The following is an 18,033-nucleotide window of genomic DNA, read 5'->3' on the forward strand; positions in this document are numbered from 1 at the left end:
GCCCCTCAATCCATAGTTGCTTATCATCAAGGCACAAGCTTTGAATATTAGGATCAATATGCGCTACATAGCATTGTTGTTGATGGGACTATTAGCCTCTCCGAGTTATGCCTTAACTCAAGTAGATATCTTTAGTGCTGAAGTTGCGATTAACGCTGAAGACAAACAACCAGAACAAGTGGCAAGAAATACTGGCATGGAGCAGGTATTGATACGTGCGACTGGCCAAACTGATGTCGCGTCGAATGAGACGATTCAAAAGGCGATGCGTAAGAGTGCGCAGTACATGTCTCAAATGAGTTTTGGCGAAAGCAATGACCAATCAACATTGCGTATGCGTTTTAACGGTGCTCAAATTCGTTCACTACTGACTCAAGCGCAATTACCGTATTGGCCTGATACTCGCTCAAATATTCTTGTTTGGCTGGTAGAAGAGAGTAACTACGACAAGAACATTGTCTGGGAACACTCCAACTCACTGTTAGCTGTAGGCTTACAAGCCAATGCAAAAGAGCGCGGTTTGCCTTTGATGTTTCCTGTTGGTGATTTTGATGATGTTACGGGAGTGGCCACCTCGGATTTGTGGGGCAGCTTTGTCACACCGATTAGCAACGCGAGTCAACGTTACCCTGTTGATGCTGTTTTGGTGATTAAGGCACAGTCTTCTGGATTACGCTGGACTTTGTATGATCAAAAACCAAACCAACTGACGAGCGCGCCAAAATCGCCTGTGAGTGGTTCGGTATCGGGCAACAGCGCGACGACTTCTAAGAAGCTTGTTGACCAAATCAGTAACTACTACGCGAGTAAGAGTGCAGTAACGGTTGCGAGTGAATCTTCGGAATCAATCTTAACGCAGTTTATCAGCCTGAATAACGCGCAAGACTTCTTCCAATTGGAGAATGCACTGAAGCGTCTAAACTCGGTGGCAAGCTTAGATATTCTACAAATTCAAAACAATGAAGTGACGTTCCGAATTCATTTGTTATCGACCCAACAAGAGTTTGAACAAGAAGTTGAAAGCATTCGCCAAGTCGCGAAGGTTGAAGAGTCTTATATCGAACCTGAAGTGAGCCCAGAATTTGAAACTCAAGACAACACAATGTCTGTAGGTGATGATTCAACAGACGCTGCTGAAGTCGTTGGTGACGAAACTGACTCTGGCGTACAAGTGATTAAGGGCAACGAGGTATCTGAGGATGCTGAGCTAACGCCTGACACAACGTTAGAGGATTCTAGTACAGAAGATCTAACCATCACTGCGCCAGTACATGCTAAGCCAAGCTTAGTATACGAATGGGTTCGCTCGTAATCGTCTACCGACATGACAGATTGATATGAAATCACGAAAAAAGCCCTGCAAGAGAAATCTCGCAGGGCTTTTTGTTTATCTGTTGCCATGTCAGATCTAGAGCATCGAATCAATATTATTGCTCGAATTTAGCTTTCTCTTTCTTTTCTACTTCGGAAAGGCGCTTCAACTTGATGCCTAACTCTTTGGCTCTAAAACGGGTAAATAATATATTGCCTGCGAAGCCTAGAGTCGTCAAAAGCAGTTCTACAGCGGCTAACAAGCGCTCTCCACCGTCTACATACATAATAGTTAACGCGTGTAGGAAGTAGAGCATTAAGACGAAATTCGCCCAAGCATGCGTATAAGGTTTGCCCGATAATATTCCCGGTAATGGTAGTAACAGCGGTATAGCCCAAGCAATCGCCAGTGTTACATTACTGAGGTGAGGGTGCGGTGAAAGTGTCATCTGCCAAGCAACCACCCAGAATAAAAGCGACAAATTGCCTGTTAAAGCAAGGTAGCGAAATAGCTTGGTTTTGGGAGACATCGGTCTCTCTGACATATACATCATTGAGGCATTCCCTTCTGGTTAATAGCGATGCGCGCTACGCGTTTGCCTAGGTTTTTCGCCAACTCAATTTCTTCTTTGCTTAATGAAGCGCTCTCTCCAGTGCTGCTTGCACCGTAAGGTGTGCCACCGGTTTGAGTGGTGTGCAGCGCAGGTTCTGAATAGGGGATGCCCACGACTAACATGCCATGATGAAGTAGAGGCAGCATCATGCTTTGCTGTGTCGTCTCTTGACCACCATGTAGTGATGAAGAGGAAGTAAATACACAACCTGGTTTATCGATGAGATCGCCATTAATCCATAACGATGTTGTGCTATCCCAAAAGTGCTTCATTGGCCCTGCCATATTGCCAAACCATACCGGGCTGCCGAGTGCTAAACCATCGCAAGAACGGAGATCTTGTAAGGTCGCAATAGGATCTGTTGGTTGATAGTGCGAATCCGGCTGCTCTTCTACCGTATACACGTTGTTCACCGTTCTTAGCATGGCTTCGCAGTTCGGGATGGATTCCACCCCACGAGCGATTTGCCTTGCTAGCGCTTGGGTGTTGCCGTGTCGACTATAGTAGAGAACAAGAATGTTGATGCTCATATTGGATTACAGAATCTCTAGTACTTGTTCTGGTGGACGACCAATTTTTGCTTTGTTGTTCGCGACAACCACTGGGCGTTCAAACAGTTTTGGATTCGTTGCCATCGCAGCGAAAAGATCTTCATCAGTCACTGATGCGTCACCAAGGTTCGCTTCTTTGTAATCCGCTTCTTTGGTACGCATCATGTCGCGAACACTCTCAAAACCAAGCTGAGTGAAAAGCACTTTCAGCTGTTCAACAGTCAAAGGCGTATCTAGGTATTTGATCACCTCTGGCTGTACGCCGTTTGCTTCAAGCAGTTCGAGAGTTTGACGGCTCTTTGAGCAGCGTGGGTTATGATAAATCACGACAGACATGGTTCTTCCTCATTATTGTTTTTGATTTAATAGTTCAGTCGAAGCCAACTGAGTGGCTTCTTATTGTGTAACGTCGAGCTTTCTTTGTATTTTGGCAACGAGCTTCGCTACCAGTCATTATACTTATTGCAACGATAAGAAGCGTTCGCGCTGTATCATTAGTTGATCAATTCGAGCGTCATAACGTGCTTGTTTTAGGCTGCCTAGTTCCGCGATTTGGCTCGCCTGCGTGTAGTACTGAATCGCTTTGTTCCAGTTGGCTTGCAGTGCCAAGATCTCTGCCCTAGCAGACAGTTCTTCATCGCTGTTACCAAGGTTTGTATTTGCCTTTGAAAGCAGGTACCACCCATTGGTGTCATTCGGGTTATCGTGCGTGTAACGTTGCAACACGCGAACGGCTTCCTGTAGGTCTTCATTTTCGATCAGTGCATTGGCGTAGTTTATGGTTAGAACTGAGTTGTTTGGTTGACGCTCAAGTGCTGACTTAAGTTCTTTAATCGCAATCTCAGGCTTTTTCTGTTCAATGTGCAGATCTGAAATAGCATCCATATAGAACAAGTTGGTTGGGTCGCTATTCATCAGCTTGGTCAGAATTGGTTCTGCTTTATCTAATTTTTTTGAATCTAGGTAAACCAGTGCTTGCCCATACTCTAATGATGGAACCAAGGCTTTGGGGGCTTTCTTCAGCTTTCGCTCAAACCAATCAAGAGCTGCATCATTATTGATACCAGCATAGCGCGCAACAATACGGGATCTTGCTAAATGGTAATCCAATGACGGAGCCAGTTTTAGTGGGGTATAGCTACGAGCACGAGCGCGTGAATCTGTGATTCGGTCTTCAGGCAATGGGTGAGTTAATAGCATTGGTGGCGGTGTGCTTGCATAGCGGTATTCATCAGCTAAGCGGCCAAAGAAACGTGGCATAGCGTTTACATCGAACCCTGCTTTTGCCAGCGTGTTGATGCCAAAGCGGTCGGCTTCTTTTTCATTACTTCGGGTGTAGTTTATTTGGCTTTGCATGTTACCAGCAGTTGTTGCAGTGATCGCTGCGATACCGGCTTCTGGTGCTGCAATCGCTAATAATACAGAAGCGGCCAGTGCTGCGATGGTTGCAGGAGAGCGGCGAGCTTGATCTTCCATACTACGTGCTAAGTGACGCTGGGTAACGTGCGCGATTTCGTGCGCCAATACGGAAGCGAGTTCACTTTCAGACTGTGCATGCAAGAACAAACCTGAGTGCAAAGCAACATAACCACCAAAAAAAGCAAAAGCGTTGATGTTTCGGTCACGGATCATAAAGAACTGGAAAGGTGTCTTTACATCATTTGCGTTCGCGACAAGGCGATGGCCAAGCGTGTCAATGTATTGGTTTAGAACCGGGTCGTTTACGATAGGCTGGCTGCTTCTGATGATGCGCATGTATGCATCACCATAGATAAGTTCTTGGTCGATAGTGAGTGTGCCGCCAGCCGCGGTGCCGATATCGGGTAGCTCCAAACCATTGGTATTTGCCAACGTTGGAGTGCTTAATGTAGCTGCGATGCATAAGCAAGCAATTGAGCGAGCGCGTTTAAACATATTAGTCAGTAATACTCCGTTTCTTCTGACAGTAAGACAAGTGCAATGCAAATTGGTTCTCTATCTGATTTAACCTTTACCAAGTGCGTGCGCTATCATGAAGGAAGATGAATGAATGATGGCGCGTTTTCAAAAACAGATTACAATACGACCCTTATAATAAGCATCGAGCTAAAGAATGACACCTAATATTCTAGATTTACGCCAAGAGCGCTGTCCAATGGCACTATTATTAGCCAAGCGTCACAGTGTAAAGTTAGAAGTAGGGCAATCATTGTCAATTTATGTCTCTGATAACAGCTCGATGAAAGATATTGTTACTTTTTTGTCTAAGCAAGCCTATGACGTCATCGTAGAGGTTTGCTCTAATTACCATCATCTCCTCGTCACTAAAAAGGAATTGCAGTCAAATGCTTGAAATGGTCAATCGTTGGTATAAACGACGTTTCTCTGATCCCCATGCTGTCAGCTTGGTTGCCATCATTCTCTTCGGCTTTATAACGATCTACTTCTTTGGTCACCTCATTGCCCCACTTTTGGTGGCTATTGTTTTGGCTTATCTGCTTGAGTGGCCGGTTACTCAACTTCAAAGACTCGGTGTTCCAAGAACCCCATCAGTGATGTTGGTGATTTTAATGTTCTTTAGCGTGATGTTACTTGCGCTGTTTGGTCTAGTACCAACGATTTGGGAACAGGTAGGTAACCTTATCAATGATATTCCAAGCATGTATGGTGGCTTACAGAAGTTCATCGCAACCATTCCTGAGCGTTACCCTGAACTAGCAAACCTGCAGATCGTTGAATCGATTGTGTCTAATGCGAAAAACAAAGCATTAGGCTTTGGCGAAAGCGTTGTGAAGGGCTCTTTAGCTTCTCTTGTTAGTTTGGCGACGCTTGCGGTTTACCTGATTCTTGTACCGCTGCTGATTTTCTTCCTTTTGAAAGACAAAGAAGAGATGATCAGTATGGCTAGTGGTGTTCTGCCTAAGAACCGTCGTCTAGCGACCAAGGTTTGGGTTGAGATGAACCAACAAATCTCAAATTACATTCGCGGTAAGGTGCTCGAGATTTTGATCGTCGGTGGTGTCAGCTACGTAACCTTTGCGATTCTGGATTTACGTTATTCAGCACTGCTGGCTGTTGCGGTTGGTTTCTCGGTATTGATTCCTTACATCGGTGCGGCGGCTGTGACCGTTCCAGTCGCGATTGTTGGCCTGTTCCAGTGGGGCTTAGAACCTCAGTTTTATTGGTTGCTTCTCGCTTACGGTATTATCCAAGCGTTAGATGGTAACGTGCTGGTACCGGTTCTTTTCTCGGAAGCGGTAAACCTACACCCAGTAGCGATTATTGTAGCGGTGTTGGTGTTTGGCGGACTGTGGGGGTTCTGGGGCGTGTTCTTTGCGATCCCTCTAGCCACGTTGGTGAAAGCGGTTTGGAATGCCTTACCGAGCCATGCTCTCGATGATGATCCCGAACATCAATCGTAATTGAACGCGCTATCAATTTGAATAAGTGAAAAAGGCCGAATATCCATGATATTCGGCCTTTTTGCATTTGGCTTAGTAGTGAGTAGCGTATTAAGATTCGCTAGGTGCGAATTTAGAGAATCAACTCACTAAAATCGACATTAAGCTTCTGGGTTGAAGTAATCTAAAACCACTTCGTGGTGAGTCTTGGTTTTGAACTTGTTGAAGACGTGTTCAATCTGACCTTCTTCATCAATTAGAAAGCTAATACGGTGCAGACCATCGTACACTTTGCCCATATGCGACTACCCTTGGGAATATTCTATGACATAAAAATTGACTAATGTTTAATAAGTCTTTACTTAACAGTGGCTTAGTCTTGTTAATTTTCTTTTTAATCCTAATTATGGTAGCTGTCATAATTTTTTGTAAATGAGGCTAACTTTGACGAGTTTAGGAGTAAAAGTTTGTCATAAAAATATTAGGTAAGGTAAGGTATGAAGTGAAGTCAATAGGGGATACGACAGAATTACTTGGTGAGCACAAACACGTTAGTGCCGTTCTAAGATAGTTTTGTTGGATTAAAAAAGTATCTTGAATCCGTGAGCACTTCTATGACGAAGTTTTACAATTAGTTTTGTATTAAAAACTAAAAGGAGTTCATATGATAGATGTCGATGCTCTTATAAAAGAGCGTAGAGAAGAAGTTATCGAGAAAGCTAAAAAGGCTTTAAAGCGAAACGATAAAGTTGTAAATAAGGCAAGGGAATATGTCAAAGCACAAAGGGGGCAGAAAATCCTCCACTGAGCTAAATGGAGGGTTTTGCTCCCGTTAGATAGTATTATACCAAGAAACATCGTAACTGTTTTCCTCAAGGGCTTCGAGTACTAATCCAAGCTCCTTGGACACGGCATCACAATGGCAACAGAGTTCTAAGATCTTATCTAAATCTCCCCTGTTCTCTTGCAGGTACTCTATCCTATCATTCGCGCAGTGTAGGTCTCGTGATAGGTATTCAGCTCTTAGTAATAGCTCATTATCAGATAAAAACGGGCTGCGGTAAGGGTTGTTGCTTAGTTCTAGACTCATAAATGGTCTCCTGTGTTATGAATGAAATCGTTCTTCTTATGTGCTGCTCATCACTAAGCAAAAAATGCTAGTGATTATCTTTAAAAATACACAGTAAGAAGTTGAATTAGTGATTTCATCTTTTACAGATACCGCGAGGTGTATTATCCACAGATAATAGCTCAATACAAATTATTTATGGATTTAGATGAATAATCTCATAAATTAAAACATTTTAAATCAGCAGTTTAGATTCATCATTTGTAGCTCGCTTTAGGAACTAACGAACGAGATTACAGCTAGAGTGAAATTGTGTGAGTAGTGACAGATAGTTTGAAGTTGTGCTCGTAATAAACTTCTGGGGTTGACAGCTACCTGTATTCTATAAACGTATAACTTTCATTGAGTTAAAGCTCATTAACAGGGTGTAGGCGAGAAAACGGGTCAACAGCGAAAGATTTGGATATTTGTGAGTTATGACTACTAGCTTATTTCTCTTGCTCAGATATTCTTTGGTATCCCAGAATTTGATAACCGCCACTATCAATGATTATCTACTTGTATGGGAGTGGGCAAAAGTTGGCGGTGAACAATAAGCTCTGTAATGGTTTCGAATCTTTTGAAAACTATTCTCTCTCCCTTAACTTCACTGAGCCTGTTAATAGGGAGAAAGAAAGGTCTATAGCTAGTTTTAGGGAACAAGCTTCATGATCTAGTGGAGCTCAATACACAGAACAAAATGACCTCTCAACATAATTGTATAAAAGGCCGTTCGCAGTTTTCTTTTATATGATAACGGTTTGGAGCATTATCGCCAAAATGAAGAGCACTAATGTCTGTTAAATTTTGCCAACAGGCTTTTCAATTTTTCGTCTGAATTATCGACTAGCAACTGTGTCAATTCAGCAGAGGTACAGCTTAGTTGTTGATCAAGGTCGTCCAATACTACATCTAGCTGAGCGGGGGATTTTACCGGTGATTGAATTCGGTTCTGTACCTGCGCCCACAAGTGAGCTACTTGTTCTGGATCAGTAGTAAAATAACCTATTGGTAACGTTAGACCAGCAAATCCAAGCGATGGGTCTAATGCTGCATGGTACTGAACTACGGCCATACCATGCTCACCAGGAAACACCAAAATTTCAAGGTGTGAATCAGAGCGGCCTTCTTGGAAGGTCCTTAGACTATTGTCAGTACGATTACCAAACATATGAGTGAGTAGACGTTGAGAACGATAGTCAGCATCGCATTGAAATACTAAGTTAAGTCGGCAATTACGCTCGCCATCTCTCAGCTCAGAGTTCATTTGTTTCATAAACGACTCAAGACCTAGGCTGGCTCCAAACAATTCATTTGTAGCTCCGAGCCAAACTCCTTGATGCATCTTCTGGTTGCGTGGCAGGCGTTTAGCCCACTTAATCAATGTGTCTCGATTTGATGCAGCATAGACCGGACCAAGCATCATACGCTGCGTCGTGCTGTTACCATATCCAGTTTTTCTTCGTTGGCGGTCATGTAATAGGTGCCCAAGCTCCAACTTACCACGACGTCCGATGTATCGTTGAACCACCGTATCCTTTGCCAAGTCACAATAGTCTTCAAGCGACGAAGTCGTAGACTCTAGCTCTCGCTCATGTAACCAGTTAATCGCTTCTGTTTTGAGACCAGAGCTTTCCATCAAGCGAGTGTGTTCTAAACTATAATCCATCAACTGTGCGTCTAGGCGCACTCCGTTTAATGGGTCTGAATGAGCATGGATATCAAGTGAAACTTGCTGCTTCAACCCTGACCGTCCAACAGAAGCACGATTCACTCGATAGAGTCGGGCTTTAGAGCTGCGAAGTGCTCGCTTGCTCTTGATATCGGGTAAACAAACCTGAAAACGGCGGAATTGCTCAGATATCAGGTCAGTAAAATCGTTACGATTTATCCTACGAGCTAACTCGGGTAGCCCTTTCTGCAAATCTGCATTACACTTTGGTTGAATATGCCCTGTACAGAGGTCTACAAAAGTAAAGTCACGATGGTTTTCCACATCTTCAATCGCAATCCCTTCATCCGAAGCCCCCTCTCGACGTTGCATCGTCAACTTAACAGTAGTCGCAATATCGCCTTGGTCATTGTATCGTACAAGGCCAGTGTCTATCATCTCATCAACCAATACTTGTCGCTCATCGTCAGCAAGTCCGAAAAAGCCTCCAAGTTCAGAGGGTGAAACCGTTTCAAGCTGTGCCACTAGTAGAAGTGCCGATTCAAGTACTGCCGTTAATGTAGCTTTATGGGTAACATCAATGTCTAAGCTGACCTTCTGCGCAGGTGCAAGTAAGGTAATACTCTGAAGTAATCGATCATAATCATCCGGCAACTCCACCAGTCGTTGCGTTTTTCTATTCAAGGTTAGGGTCTTATTAGACATTTTCGATCTCCACCGTCTCAGAACAAGCGTTATTAACTAGATCTGCTGCACGAATGATTTGGTATTCACTACCATCAGAATTAGGTTGTTCATTAATATAGTTAAAGACTCGAGCTAGTGGGTTAGAGGCATTCGTCTGTCGCCACATACTCCCAGCTCCAACTATCAACAGACGCTCCTTTGCCCTAGATAGGGCAACATTAACCCGAGCGTTATCTGTCATGAATCCACCTTTTTGCTCTGTATTATGGCGTACTAAACTCAGCAAGATAATTCGGTTCTCAGATCCTTGGTAGGAGTCAATCGTATCAATTTTTATCATTGAGCGAATTGGCATAGCCCATGACTCCGACTCTAATCGGTTCTGAAGGAGATCCACCTGTTTTCGATAGCCTGTAATTACTCCAATAGCAGGAGTAGTATCCTTGTCATTCCACTGACGCAGCTGTGCCATAGCCTGTTCATCGTCAACCAGTTGCCTCAACAGGCTACACATCAGATCAACTTCTACTTTATTAGCAACCCCTTTGTTAATACTCGTTTCCAGGGTTTTACTGTCAGAGGTATCGATCCAAGATACAGTACGATCCCATGGACTTGGCAGCGAAGACATCCAAGCTGGAGCAACAGGTCGTCCAGTTGAAAGCGTACCGTCATAAAAACAGTGACTGATAATCTCACCAATCGCAGGTGCCATCCTGTATTGCTTCGAAAGCATATGACCATCATTTAGAGAATATGCACGTTCAAAGTCTGTTCGTTTTACCTCAGCCTCATTAAGACCTAAGTCACGAGCAACTTGACGAACATGACTTACATCATAGCTAGGAGCTAACTGCTTATAGTCTCCGACTAACAATACCCGTTTTGCGCTTTGCATAGCTATCGCTAGTTCAGAGAACGTAGCTCGTGCGGCCTCATCAATTACCACAAGGTCGAAGGCACTTTTGTCTAATTGATATCCACCATGCCCTATACCTACTAGAGTTCCAACAACCAGTTGACGGGTACGAGCGGCAAACGCAGCGTAGCCAGTCTCGTCCGTAGCCAAACGTTGATACCAGTGGTGGGCTACCTTAAGTACCTCAGCCATCCGTTCAATACGTTGTGGATTATTTATCTGATGTCGTTCTGCGATTATGTTGAGTACTGCGAGCAACGGTTTTTTGTGACTTAACACTTGAATTGGCATATCGGTAAATGCTGACAACCGACCGGTTAAAGCGTCTGTCAGACTTTCTAAGCGACGTCCAGCCGCTAAGCGAACCTCTCGTTTATGTTTTGGCAATTTTTCCAATTCGACAATATCTTGCTGAGCGTCCCTTGCTTCGTTTCGTGCTGGCGTGAACTCGAATAATTCACGACCGCATGCTCGATATAGTGCAGCAGACTCTAACACGAATGCCTCGGGCAACTTCAAACGAGCTGACAGTGCTAACAGCCTAACTTCCAAATCTCGATGAAATGCGGTTCGGGCTTGATCCTGAAGGGCATTGGTGTGAACATCCAACATGCCTTCGTTGATTCGACGACGTTCTCCTAAACGAACGATGCTTGGCAACTTAAAGTCCGTGGATTGCTCTTGGCGCTTAAAACTCAATTCACGCACACGGTTGGCGACTTCATCGACCGCTGTATGTGATTGACTCACAACAAGTACGCGCCGAACGTCAGCATCATTAAGTAGGTAATCTAGAGTTGCACTTAGTAGTGTGGTTTTACCTGTACCTGGTGGCCCCATCAGTACACTAAGTGGGTTTTGTAACAAATACAAAAATGCAGCTCGTTTAGATTCATCTAGTTCATAGCTATTGATTTGTTCATCCGACGGTAACGGAAATGCCGGCGGCTTCTCACCATGTGAGCTATTAATAAACCGGTCAGTTAAATCTCGCATCACTGCATCACCAGCAATAATACGCGACAGAGCACGGTTTCGTCGTTCCCAGCTAACATCACTTCCTGAGTTAGAAAGGGTCAGGACGGTATCTTCTCTTATGTTTTGTAAACGAAAGTAGTTCCCTCGGTTGTCATCCCAAAACACCAATACGCCGTTACCAGATTTAGCAACATCCAGTTGACCGAAGTTAGTTTCATGGTCATCTGCTGTCACGTTGATCACATCGTCATCAGTAAACTCTAAAGCGTCGATGTTTTCATTAATCTGTACATATACGACTCCATCACGCTCTTTGGGACTAGCTATAACTGTAACGGTAGGCAAAGCCTCACGTTCTACCTCTACTAATCGTTGCCAAAGGCGCTTAAGGCTTTCCTCTTGCTCACCAGTAACCGCCGTCGGTACATCCTTCACCGCCGGACTAGTGTCCAGAGCATACTGCACTACCTGAAGGGATTTTAAAAAACCTAATAAGTCATTGTTTGTTGAGCCATATTCGCCTTTTTTAAGCAAAAAGGGCTGTTCCACCGACATTGAACTATTACCATTTTTATGATTGTTACGGGTGTCATAAACCATTTCTCCCGTACCTAAACGATCGTAGTATATACGCTGAACTGTGAGGCTTTCTCCATCAACCTTGATGATTAGTGTTAGCTTATGTGAAGCTCCATAGAAGCGTAATCGCAACGTAGTGTCACGCTTGTGGTAGCGCGCCGTCAGATGGTAGATGTTAGAGTCCAACTCAAACAATTCACCTTTCTCATTAGGGAGAAATGAACTCTCGATAACTAAAGGCTCAACTTCGATCGCTTCTGGTTCGTTTGCATGAACCATAGTGCGTCGGAGCATATCCAGACTTCGAGGTACAACGTTGTTGTCACCTAGTGCATTACGGATTTCCCCGCGTACTTTGTTGGCTCCAGGATGATTACAAGCAGCAAACAATTCATCTACTATCATGTATACAGCATAACGATCTCGTGCAGTCGCACTTACATCAGTGATAGGCGCATATTCAGAGTTAGTAGGCGAAAGACCATCTAGATCTAAATCAAACATATCTAGAAATAGGATGTTCAACTTATCACCTTCCGTCTGTACCAGTAGGTTTTCAGGTTTCAGGTCACCATGACTAAGGTCCAAATCATGTAGATTGTGCACAGCACGTATTAAGGCATCCGCTAACTGGTAACGATCGTCATAACTACGCTCAGGAAGCTCCATCCATTGTTCTAAGTTTTGTCCAGGAACATAAGATTGAACAACATGAGTTCCCATCATTCCGCAGCCAAATTCAACTAGCGATGGAATTGGTAAAACATTACTAGAGGCTACAGCACAGCGCTCAAGGAAATGCAATAATCGCTGAGACTGACCATGATTGTCCTTATTAGGGCGAGCATTCATATAAATACGAACTGTACAAGGTTGTTCATCAGCTGTTTGTGAGCGAAAATCCACACGTTGACGCAAAGGATCCGTATTAGGAGCCTCTATGTGTGGATAATCCGTCATTGGCATAGCGTTAGTACTAAATGCAGCTAATGCATCAAAAACTCTAGCTCTATCTTCACTAGTATCGAAGTTTTGAAAGTTAAGGGTTCGTGTCAGGGTCTCCAGCATTGCACCCGCATCGGTGTGACGCTCTGAGGAATTATCTTTGAGGCATTTCTGAATGAAGTCATCCAATTTTCCATCGAAAGGGTCATTGAGTGGCGACTTCCATTGCGGCGGTTTGTCATGAGGTAAAGTCAAGACCTCCCCAAAAGCAATTTGGTAGCACAATACCCCTAATTGGAAAACATCTATCGCTTGCCCTAATACCTGAGACCTCCCTTGGTCATCTTCAGGTAGTACGATACCTGTTGTATCTAACTCCTGACGCATGTCGCTGATGCTTTTGCAGCCCAATTCTGGAAATTTAGCGCTAGTAAGACCACTAACAATGATGGCATTTCGCTCTCGATCCCACCACAAACGTTTAGCACTCAAGTCGCGGTGGTATACCCCCATAGCATGCATACCGGCAAGCGGGGTTAGTAAAGAACGCAATAATAAAGTACGTTCTTCAGTCGATAGTTTTGATGAAACGAGGTATTCGTCCAGACGTTCAGCCAAGCGAGGAAGCTGATAAACTTCAGCCATATTAACGGTCAGGGTGTCTTCCTGTAGGTTGTGTTTTGGCTCTAAAAAGTAATCCTTACCCAATTGACGGTTAGTTCGGCGGATATGTCGTTGCGTTCGATCTTCACGTAGGCCATAGAAAGCCCGCACAGACATGTCTGTCCCGACATGAGCCATTTTTGTAAAGTCCCATATCCGTATCTGGCTTTTATCATCTGAGTCACGTTCATGCTCACCATCAAACTCGCAATAAAAGTTGTTAGGGCCTTTAAGTTTTGGGGTCTTTTCACTGAGCACGTAGCCAGCCTCAAGCCTCTGGCGAAGCTGGACATGATTGCCACCGCGTTTCCAGTTTTCAAAAGTCGCGATTTGTCCAGGTGCACAAGGACGTTTTTCAGGATGACGTTGGAAATACCCTTCAGCCTTGGTTTTTGGCATCATATCAAAGTAAGTGTCAAGATCCTTGATGGCTAAAAACTCATCAATAGTCAGTACAAAGCCCTTATCTTTGGGAGATTTCTGCGTAATTTCCGCATCGCCAGTAAGAACGACTAAAGCTTGAATTTCGTAAAACGTATTACCCCAAAGAGTACGTGATTCCTCATCAAACATCGATTTAATACGTTGTGCGTGTTCTCGTTTACGGTCTATCGGAGAGCCATGTTTGATTTTACGACCTTTGGGGGTAGTTTGAATCCAATGTTGGTCTTCCATGTGGATCTGGCCATGGAAGTTCTTCAGCTCAACCATCAAGATACGGTCTTCAGCAAAGATCAGTACATCAAACTCCAGGCTCTTGCGATTTTTATCTACTAATAAAATGCCGGCATACCCAACCCAGTGATCGGGTAAAGCTCGCTCTATAGCAAGAATGGCTTCATGTTCGTTTAGGTGTAGGCCATCTGTTGCCGCAATATGTATTTTCATTGGGTTGCCTCCTGTAGAGAAAAAACAGGGGTGCATAGAAAAGAGGTGTCCGAAGACAGAGGAATCTTTTGAGCGGCGCTGTGCTGCAACGTGGGTGCAGTGTAACCTTGGCTCAAAAGACCAACAAAGTTTAGATTCATATTGTCGTAGGATTCATCAGTGGGGGTACGTCCCACAGCTCCCGCCTAATGCGAAAACCTCTGACTTCCCCCTAAATAGGAGTATTTACAATAACATAATACCTTTTTATTTCAAATACACCATACTATTAATGTGGTCAACATTAGTTTTACGGCTAATTTATTCTGATAAGGAAAGATGTAAAAATTACCAATTGAATTGTCTCACTGAGACCATGCGATAGGCGTAGACGTTTGCTTCTTCATTTTGAACGAAAAACATTCTGCTTGAGTATTTCTATGGTTCAGCGATCTCCTGAGCGATTCGGGAAAAGTAGTAGCGTAACAAATGTGGCCAAATGACTAGAGCTTTTTCGATAATTAAAAGTAAGTCAAATACCAGCATCAATTTTGCACAGTAAAGTTAATGTAAAACACTATGAGGTACTTTTGAGCTTAAAAGTGCCATGGCTCAAGAATCTGGCTGCAACGGCTTTGGATAGAAATGCGCTAGAGCAAAAATCGAAAGCTGAGTAGTGGGATGAGAAAAAATATGGTGCTCAAATAAAGTTTACCCTTACCTCACATATCCATGTTAACAATCAATATCATGAGTTCGGAAACTATGAAATAAACAAGTAACTGATACCGAGAAGATCAAGAAAGAGCTTGATCTATTGACTGATGATTAACTACCTACAGTTGTGACTTTTTTCACAAAGTCCTGATTTTTACAGGGCTTTGTGTTTTCTCCTATTGAAATGATATACAACGGACACCATATCGTTATTGCCTATTTCACAGGATAAGATTATGAATACTAAGAAAACCTCTAAATCAGTTGCTTCAAAAGCAGCTAAGGCCCTTTCTGATCCTAATGCTTCAAAGATTCAAAAGTCACTAGCTGCTAGCGCAATGACTCAAGCTAGTTCATCAAAGCAAACAGGCAAAGAGATGGAGACTAAAGCCTCAAAGGTTATTCAGTCAGACAAATACAGTGTCGATACCAAAGAGTTTGCTGCTTCGGTGCTAGCTCAGTCAAACAAGAAGCGATAGACAATATGATTAACGGCATTAATAAAATCAAGAGTCTTCGCTCATTCGGAATTTATGAGAATTACATCAATGATGGTTGTGATGAGTTTGCGAAATTTAATCTTATCTATGGTTGGAACGGTTCAGGTAAATCGACATTATCTCGATTGTTCCGTTGTATTGAAAACAAGAGCTTAGATGGCACCAACTACACCGAGTCAGCATTTGAAATCGAGTACAGCTTGGATGGTCAAGCTCAGAGTGTCCTCACTCAACAAAACCTCTTTCAGAATCAGCTAAACATTCGGACATTCAATAATGATTTCGTTCGTGAAAACATCGATTGGAGTGGCACTGTTAAGAGTATACTGCTTGTTGACCAGCAGAAAATCGAAGAACGAAAGCAATTAGATGAACAGAATAAAACTCTCAAACTAAAAGAGTCAGCTTCAGAAAAAGAAACAAAGATAGCTGATGACCTCGATACCGAGATTAACAAATTCCTGTCACGCACAGCGAAGAGCATCAAGACGAGCTTAAAGGTAATAGGGACCGAAGATAGTAAGTACCTTAACTACAACAAAACCTCACTTGAAAATTTGATTAGAACTAGCTCTGCGGAAGTTGTGGATTCTGCGTCAGTTCTTACCGATGAGCAAATCATTCTTCATACCAAGTCAGCTTCTCCTGTCGAAAAAGATAGAATTTCATTTGCACCAAATACAATCAGGCAAGATTATTTTGAGTCGGGCTTCAATGCGCTAACTAAGTTGCTAAGTAAGTCCGCGGTTAATGAAGTCATTGAGTTTCTTAGAGACAACCCCTATGTTCAAACGTGGGTATCAAGTGGTATGGCGGTTCATGATGAGCATAAATCGGAAGAATGTCACTTCTGTGGAAATAAGATAGATGAATCAAGGCTCACTAGTTTAAATAATCATTTTAGTAATGAATTCAAACTATTGAAGCAGGAGATTACTGAGGCAACAAAGTATTGTTGTGATCTACCTGAACTTACTTTACCTGGTGTTGAGTCATTTTTTGATGAGTTTCAGAATGAGTACAAAGAAGTAGTAGCTCCTTTGGAGGGTGTTGTAACTGAAATCAATAGCATCGTAGAGCAGTGGCGAGAATGTATCGATAAAAAATCAAATGATCCATTTGATATCTCTCAAAAGATTTCGTCTGTGACAGTGGATTTGATAGACCAATATAACAAAGTGATTCTTGATATCGCTGCTTGTGTGAAAAAACACAATGACAAATCAGGAAACTTCCAGGCTGTTACGACCACACATAAAAAAACACTTGAGCTCCATTACGCCGCTGATGAAGTTATCGATTTTGATTACAGTAAAAAAGTAGAAGATATAAAGGCCGCAAATGGTAATGTGCTGAAGCTGAGTGACGAAATTTCTGCAATTAAGAAAGAAATACAAAGACTTGAAGCAGAGTTATCGAATGAGTCAATTGCCGTAGATGCTTTCAATGCTGAGCTAGCGAAGTTTATTGGTAGGACTGAGTTAACTTTGAAGTTTGATGCAAAGCAGAAAGGTTACCGAATTTCACGTAATGGATCCGATAGGCACGCTCAAAACCTGAGTGAGGGTGAGAAAACTGCCATAGCATTTGTCTACTTCGCGACGAAACTCGAAGAGCACGATAATGATATTAAGAATACGATTGTCGTGATTGATGACCCAGTTTCTAGCTTTGACTCTAATCACTTGTTCCACTCGTACTCATTCTTGAAAAAACACTGTGAGCAGGCAAAGCAATTGTTTGTAATGACGCACAATTTTTCCTACTTCAAGTTGGTTCGTGACTGGATGCTGAAGAAAAATAAGATGCGTAAACAACCGCCAGTGATTAAAGCAAGAGCATATACGATTGAAAGTAAATCTGACGGAGTGCGTCAGTCTAAATTGGTTAATGCTGGTGGTTCATTGACTGATTATAATTCTGAGTATCACTACCTGTTCTCTAAACTTTATTATCTCAAAGAGAAACAAGAGCTTAATCTTGATGAAGTGTATTTGTGTGCGAACTTGTCAAGAAAGCTGTTGGAATCTTTCTTGTGCTTTAAGTTTCCTAAAAAGAGAAGTGATTTTAGACAGTTGGTTGATGATGGTGTTAGGAATTACCCAGCAATCAAACCTGAAGATGTTGAAAAGGCATATCGCTTCATCAATAAATATTCTCACAACCAAGAGATCGAGTTAGATGATAACGCTGATAACTTGCTTGGTGAGTCGCCTGCGATTCTCAATATCATATTAGGTATTGTTAAGACTATCGATGAGGCACATTACACTGAGATGGAAACAGTAGTTACTGCTTGATAGCATCAAAAGGGAGTCTTAACGACTCCCTAACTTATCCGTAATACCATTCTCGATAAGGCGTGTTGTCACTCTTTCGTGAAAAGGGGGAGTCAGAACCGCAATTTTTACTCTAACTAACTTCAGGTCGAACGGTACTTTCGTGTTGCAATGCCCCCAGAAACTGTGAATCTCGCTGACTCAACGCTGTCGAGTAGACGACACTTGTTACCAAGTGCCGCCCCTCTAAGAACTGTACGTGC

Annotated in this window: 13 protein-coding genes and 1 pseudogene; 6 read left to right on the top strand and 8 right to left on the bottom strand. The window is 43.0% G+C overall.

What is annotated here, in order from left to right; all coding sequences use genetic code 11:
* Window positions 1-58: 58 nt before the first annotated feature.
* Window positions 59-1,312, top strand: a complete 1,254-nt coding sequence (locus tag ACED60_RS04390; protein WP_371727004.1) for a DUF2066 domain-containing protein — start codon at window positions 59-61, stop codon at window positions 1,310-1,312.
* Between the two features lie 115 nt (window positions 1,313-1,427).
* On the opposite strand, the gene ACED60_RS04395 is transcribed toward ACED60_RS04390, so the two are convergent.
* From ACED60_RS04395 to ACED60_RS04410, 4 genes are all read right to left on the bottom strand, one after another.
* Window positions 1,428-1,865 carry a DUF2069 domain-containing protein gene (locus tag ACED60_RS04395; RefSeq protein ID WP_009847385.1) on the bottom strand — a complete coding sequence of 146 codons (438 nt, stop codon included), beginning with the start codon at window positions 1,863-1,865 and terminating at the stop codon, window positions 1,428-1,430.
* Entirely contained in the window at window positions 1,862-2,455 is a 594-nt protein-coding gene (gene wrbA / locus ACED60_RS04400; RefSeq protein ID WP_371727005.1) for an NAD(P)H:quinone oxidoreductase, read from the bottom strand. The genes ACED60_RS04395 and wrbA overlap by 4 nt, the downstream gene beginning before the upstream one ends.
* Before the next feature lie 6 nt (window positions 2,456-2,461).
* Window positions 2,462-2,812, bottom strand: coding sequence for an arsenate reductase (glutaredoxin) (gene arsC, locus ACED60_RS04405; RefSeq protein ID WP_017096833.1), 351 nt, complete (start codon window positions 2,810-2,812; stop codon window positions 2,462-2,464).
* Window positions 2,813-2,935: 123 nt separating this feature from the next.
* Window positions 2,936-4,390, bottom strand: a complete 1,455-nt coding sequence (locus ACED60_RS04410) for a M48 family metalloprotease (RefSeq protein WP_371727006.1) — start codon at window positions 4,388-4,390, stop codon at window positions 2,936-2,938.
* A gap of 178 nt (window positions 4,391-4,568) precedes the next feature.
* Between ACED60_RS04410 and ACED60_RS04415 the strand changes: the two genes are divergently transcribed.
* Both ACED60_RS04415 and ACED60_RS04420 read left to right on the top strand, forming a co-directional pair.
* A complete protein-coding gene (locus ACED60_RS04415) occupies window positions 4,569-4,808 on the top strand; it encodes a sulfurtransferase TusA family protein (RefSeq protein ID WP_012604576.1) in 240 nt (79 codons plus the stop codon).
* Window positions 4,801-5,877, top strand: a complete 1,077-nt coding sequence (locus tag ACED60_RS04420) for an AI-2E family transporter (RefSeq protein WP_009847379.1) — start codon at window positions 4,801-4,803, stop codon at window positions 5,875-5,877. Before ACED60_RS04415 ends, ACED60_RS04420 begins: the two co-directional genes overlap by 8 nt.
* A 140-nt stretch (window positions 5,878-6,017) precedes the next feature.
* Here ACED60_RS04420 and ACED60_RS04425 read toward each other — a convergent pair.
* Window positions 6,018-6,155: pseudogene (locus tag ACED60_RS04425) on the bottom strand (thioredoxin-dependent thiol peroxidase); the annotation flags it as partial.
* A gap of 365 nt (window positions 6,156-6,520) precedes the next feature.
* Between ACED60_RS04425 and ACED60_RS04430 the strand changes: the two are divergent.
* Entirely contained in the window at window positions 6,521-6,664 is a 144-nt protein-coding gene (locus ACED60_RS04430) for a hypothetical protein (protein ID WP_371727007.1), read from the top strand.
* Between the two features lie 24 nt (window positions 6,665-6,688).
* On the opposite strand, the gene ACED60_RS04435 is transcribed toward ACED60_RS04430, so the two are convergent.
* The 3 genes from ACED60_RS04435 to ACED60_RS04445 all read right to left on the bottom strand — a co-directional run bounded on the left by ACED60_RS04435 (window position 6,689) and on the right by ACED60_RS04445 (window position 14,295).
* Complete coding sequence (locus ACED60_RS04435; protein WP_371727009.1) at window positions 6,689-6,946, bottom strand: hypothetical protein; 258 nt, start codon at window positions 6,944-6,946, stop codon at window positions 6,689-6,691.
* An 808-nt stretch (window positions 6,947-7,754) separates the two neighbouring features.
* Window positions 7,755-9,341 carry a hypothetical protein gene (locus ACED60_RS04440; protein WP_371727010.1) on the bottom strand — a complete coding sequence of 529 codons (1,587 nt, stop codon included), beginning with the start codon at window positions 9,339-9,341 and terminating at the stop codon, window positions 7,755-7,757.
* Window positions 9,334-14,295 carry an AAA domain-containing protein gene (locus ACED60_RS04445; RefSeq protein ID WP_371727011.1) on the bottom strand — a complete coding sequence of 1,654 codons (4,962 nt, stop codon included), beginning with the start codon at window positions 14,293-14,295 and terminating at the stop codon, window positions 9,334-9,336. The genes ACED60_RS04440 and ACED60_RS04445 overlap by 8 nt, the downstream gene beginning before the upstream one ends.
* Before the next feature lie 932 nt (window positions 14,296-15,227).
* Between ACED60_RS04445 and ACED60_RS04450 the strand changes: the two genes are divergently transcribed.
* Together ACED60_RS04450 and ACED60_RS04455 are read left to right on the top strand one after the other, a co-directional pair.
* Window positions 15,228-15,470 carry a hypothetical protein gene (locus ACED60_RS04450; protein WP_371727013.1) on the top strand — a complete coding sequence of 81 codons (243 nt, stop codon included), beginning with the start codon at window positions 15,228-15,230 and terminating at the stop codon, window positions 15,468-15,470.
* 5 nt (window positions 15,471-15,475) lie between these two features.
* Window positions 15,476-17,791 (top strand): AAA family ATPase, encoded by a 2,316-nt coding sequence (locus ACED60_RS04455; protein WP_371727014.1) that lies wholly within the window; start codon window positions 15,476-15,478, stop codon window positions 17,789-17,791.
* Window positions 17,792-18,033: the final 242 nt, after the last annotated feature.

The organism is Vibrio sp. 1F279, assembly GCF_041439815.1.
In the GTDB taxonomy this organism is placed as follows: Bacteria; Pseudomonadota; Gammaproteobacteria; order Enterobacterales; family Vibrionaceae; genus Vibrio; species Vibrio tasmaniensis_A.

What these genes read in the sequence shown, in the direction of transcription:
- ACED60_RS04390 (WP_371727004.1), top strand. Translation starts at nt 59, where the DNA reads ATGCGCTACATAGCATTGTTGTTGATGGGACTATTAGCCTCTCCGAGT.
- ACED60_RS04440 (WP_371727010.1), bottom strand. Translation starts at nt 9,341, where the DNA reads ATGTCTAATAAGACCCTAACCTTGAATAGAAAAACGCAACGACTGGTG.
- wrbA (WP_371727005.1), bottom strand. Translation starts at nt 2,455, where the DNA reads ATGAGCATCAACATTCTTGTTCTCTACTATAGTCGACACGGCAACACC.
- ACED60_RS04415 (WP_012604576.1), top strand. Translation starts at nt 4,569, where the DNA reads ATGACACCTAATATTCTAGATTTACGCCAAGAGCGCTGTCCAATGGCA.
- ACED60_RS04435 (WP_371727009.1), bottom strand. Translation starts at nt 6,946, where the DNA reads ATGAGTCTAGAACTAAGCAACAACCCTTACCGCAGCCCGTTTTTATCT.
- ACED60_RS04445 (WP_371727011.1), bottom strand. Translation starts at nt 14,295, where the DNA reads ATGAAAATACATATTGCGGCAACAGATGGCCTACACCTAAACGAACAT.
- ACED60_RS04455 (WP_371727014.1), top strand. Translation starts at nt 15,476, where the DNA reads ATGATTAACGGCATTAATAAAATCAAGAGTCTTCGCTCATTCGGAATT.
- ACED60_RS04420 (WP_009847379.1), top strand. Translation starts at nt 4,801, where the DNA reads ATGCTTGAAATGGTCAATCGTTGGTATAAACGACGTTTCTCTGATCCC.
- arsC (WP_017096833.1), bottom strand. Translation starts at nt 2,812, where the DNA reads ATGTCTGTCGTGATTTATCATAACCCACGCTGCTCAAAGAGCCGTCAA.
- ACED60_RS04450 (WP_371727013.1), top strand. Translation starts at nt 15,228, where the DNA reads ATGAATACTAAGAAAACCTCTAAATCAGTTGCTTCAAAAGCAGCTAAG.
- ACED60_RS04410 (WP_371727006.1), bottom strand. Translation starts at nt 4,390, where the DNA reads ATGTTTAAACGCGCTCGCTCAATTGCTTGCTTATGCATCGCAGCTACA.
- ACED60_RS04430 (WP_371727007.1), top strand. Translation starts at nt 6,521, where the DNA reads ATGATAGATGTCGATGCTCTTATAAAAGAGCGTAGAGAAGAAGTTATC.
- ACED60_RS04395 (WP_009847385.1), bottom strand. Translation starts at nt 1,865, where the DNA reads ATGATGTATATGTCAGAGAGACCGATGTCTCCCAAAACCAAGCTATTT.